Source organism: Mesorhizobium sp. M7A.F.Ca.CA.002.05.1.1 (assembly GCF_003998335.1).
Lineage (GTDB): Bacteria > Pseudomonadota > Alphaproteobacteria > Rhizobiales > Rhizobiaceae > Mesorhizobium.
This window is the reverse complement of the sequence record NZ_RZQI01000815.1, coordinates 1-2,682: the sequence shown is the minus strand read 5'-3', so window position 1 is coordinate 2,682 and position 2,682 is coordinate 1. Positions and strand designations below refer to the sequence as shown.

The following is a 2,682-nucleotide window of genomic DNA, read 5'->3' as shown; positions in this document are numbered from 1 at the left end:
GGCCAGCACGATCGGCTTGCGGCCGAAATGGCCGAGATCGGCATAGAGCGCTTCGGCGCCGGTCACGGCGAGAAAGATGGCGCCGATGGTCACGAAGGCGACATCGGGCGAATTGATCAGGAAGGCGACGATATAGTGCGGGCTCACCGCCCACAGGATTTCCGGATCGGCGATGATGTGGTTGAGGCCGGAAAGGCCGATGGCCAGGAACCATACCGCGGTCACCGGGCCGAACACCAATCCCACCCCGCCCGTGCCAAAGCGCTGCACCGCGAACACCATGGCAAGGATGACCAATGTCAGCGGCACGACATAGGGCTGGAAGGTCGGCGTGACGACATTCATGCCCTCGACCGCCGACAGCACCGAAATCGCCGGTGTGATGACGGCGTCACCGAAGAAAAGCGATGCCCCGACGATGCCGATAGCGAGCATCAATGCTGAACGCTTGGGGAAACTGCCGCGCGCCAGCGCCATCAGCGACAGCACGCCGCCCTCGCCGCGGTTGTCGGCGCGCAGCACGAACATGATGTATTTGATGGTGACGATGATCGTCAGCGACCAGATGATCAGCGACAGCACGCCGAGAATATCGCCGCGCTGGGCGACATTGCCGCCCGAGGACGCCACCAGCGCCTCGCGAAAGGCGTAGATCGGGCTGGTGCCGATATCCCCATAGACGACACCGAGCGCGCCCAGCATCAGAACCTTGGTGCTGTGCTGTTCGACTTCCGAATGGCTCGATTGTTCGACGGGTTCTGCCTCACTACCAGTGTTGGTAAGGGCCATGGACGACACTCCGATAAGCGCGCGGTGCTCTACGCTTGCTGCGATGCAATATCAAGTGCCGTCGCGTAATGGCTGCCATGCCTGCCGCGCCAGGCTGCCCATCGCTACCATCCGCAGGCCTTGAGGAACCGACCCACCGTGCCGGCCATGCCATACTCCAACGCGTCGGCTGTCAACCCATGTCCGATCGACACTTCGGCCAATGCCGGAATGCGCTTGACCAGCGCCGGCAGATTGCCAACCACGAGATCGTGCCCGGCATTGACCTGCAGCCCGGCGGCAAGCGCCGCGTCAGCGGTTTTTCCCAATCTTTCCAGCTCTTTGGCCGCTTTGGCGGAATCTGTGTGATAGCTGCCATATGGACCAGTATAGAGCTCGATGCGATCGGCACCGGTGTCACGTGCGGCCGCCACCCAATCGGGATCAGGGTCGGAAAACAGCGACACGCGAAAGCCCCCTTTTTTCAAGCGTTTGACGATCGGTGTAAGGAACGCGGCCTGGGTGGCGAAGTTCCAGCCATGGTCCGATGTCGCCTGGGCCGGATCGTCCGGCACCAAAGTCACCTGTTCAGGCTGATGCTTTTCCACAAGCAACAGGAAATCCTCGGTCGGATAGCCCTCTATGTTGAATTCCGCGCGCGGAAACTCGTCGTCGATCAGCGACCGGATCTCAGGCAGATCGGAGTGTCTTGTGTGCCGCTCGTCGGGGCGCGGATGCACCGTCAGCCCATGCGCCCCGGCCGCCAGCGCAATGCGGCCGAGGCCGGTCACGCTTGGCCACGGCAGGTCGCGCCGGTTGCGCAGCATGGCGATGGCATTGAGGTTGACGGAGAGCTTTGCAGGCATGCGGGCGGTCTCGGAAATCATTCAACGCGCCCACCTATAATGCCTTTGACGGGAACAGTAATGCCTTTGGTGGGAACAGACTGGGGGTTTCGGGTGTTCCAAGCCTGATGAACGAGCCGGGAAAGGAAAGCGCCGATGAATTTTCTCGATGAGGTTCCGGCAATTCGCCGTATCGAGACCAGCCGCGACGACCTTTTCGCCATCGATGTCGTCGGGCACGTTTCCGCGGCCGACGGTGAAAATCTTTTCGGGCTGCTGGAGGCAGCCTATGCCCTGCATCCGCGCATCGATGTGCTGGTGCGCCTCGTCGACCACGATGGCGTCGACTGGGCCGACATCGCGGACGAGACCCTGAAGCAGGGCGCGATCCATGCATTGAAACATGTCGGCCGTTGCGCAACCATCGGCGAACCGGACTGGATAGCGGACGCACAACGCTTTCTGCCGTCCTCCCCGCCCGTTGAAATCAGGCACTTCAAGGCGGAGGACGAGGCCGCCGCCTGGCAATGGCTTGCCGCGCAGCCTATCGGAGCAACAGCATCCGGCGCCCCTACCTGACGATCGTCAGCCGCTCGGCCGCCCGCGTGATGGCGGTGTAGAGCCATCGCTGGCGGGTTTCCTTGAAGGCCCAGCTTTCATCGAACAGCACGATCTCGTTCCACTGCGAGCCCTGCGCCTTGTGCACGGTCAGCGCGTAGCCATAGTCGAAATCGTCGAAGCGCTTCTTCTGCTGCCACGGGATGTCGGCATCGGGATCCTCGAACGCCGCCTTGAGCAGCTTGATCTTGGCGACGCCGCGATCCGGATCGTCCTCTTCCGGCGACACCAGAAGGTTGATGCCGGGCTTCACCGTCTCGCGCGACGAGGTCATCACCTTCCACAGCGAGCCGTTGAGCAGGCCCTTGGCCGGATCGTTGCGCAGGCAGACGAGCTTGTCGCCGGCCTGCGGATAATCGGCGTTGAAGCCCTTGAGCTCGCGCAGCCGCTGATTGTAGCGGCGACGCGTGCGGTTGGTGCCGACCAGCACCTGGTCCGCCTTCAGCACCAG

4 protein-coding genes are annotated in these 2,682 nt (G+C 62.6%); 1 reads left to right on the top strand and 3 read right to left on the bottom strand.

Features of this window, described 5'->3' with window-relative positions:
* Positions 1-789 (bottom strand): KUP/HAK/KT family potassium transporter (locus EN939_RS28905; protein ID WP_206528364.1); only part of this gene is annotated, 789 nt, incomplete at its 3' end.
* Between the two features lie 104 nt (positions 790-893).
* Complete coding sequence (locus EN939_RS28900) at positions 894-1,634, bottom strand: pyridoxine 5'-phosphate synthase (protein WP_127271118.1); 741 nt, start codon at positions 1,632-1,634, stop codon at positions 894-896.
* Between the two features lie 135 nt (positions 1,635-1,769).
* Between EN939_RS28900 and EN939_RS28895 the strand changes: the two genes are divergently transcribed.
* Positions 1,770-2,192 (top strand): STAS/SEC14 domain-containing protein, encoded by a 423-nt coding sequence (locus tag EN939_RS28895; protein ID WP_127271116.1) that lies wholly within the window; start codon positions 1,770-1,772, stop codon positions 2,190-2,192.
* Here the strand turns inward: EN939_RS28895 and EN939_RS28890 are convergent.
* Positions 2,185-2,682: ATP-dependent DNA helicase (locus tag EN939_RS28890; protein WP_164751304.1), on the bottom strand; the 498-nt coding region annotated here is incomplete at its 5' end. The two genes, EN939_RS28895 and EN939_RS28890, sit on opposite strands and share 8 nt — an antisense overlap.

Bases quoted from the DNA above. Each gene is read 5' to 3' on its own strand.
- EN939_RS28900 (WP_127271118.1), bottom strand. From the start codon at position 1,634: ATGCCTGCAAAGCTCTCCGTCAACCTCAATGCCATCGCCATGCTGCGC.
- EN939_RS28895 (WP_127271116.1), top strand. From the start codon at position 1,770: ATGAATTTTCTCGATGAGGTTCCGGCAATTCGCCGTATCGAGACCAGC.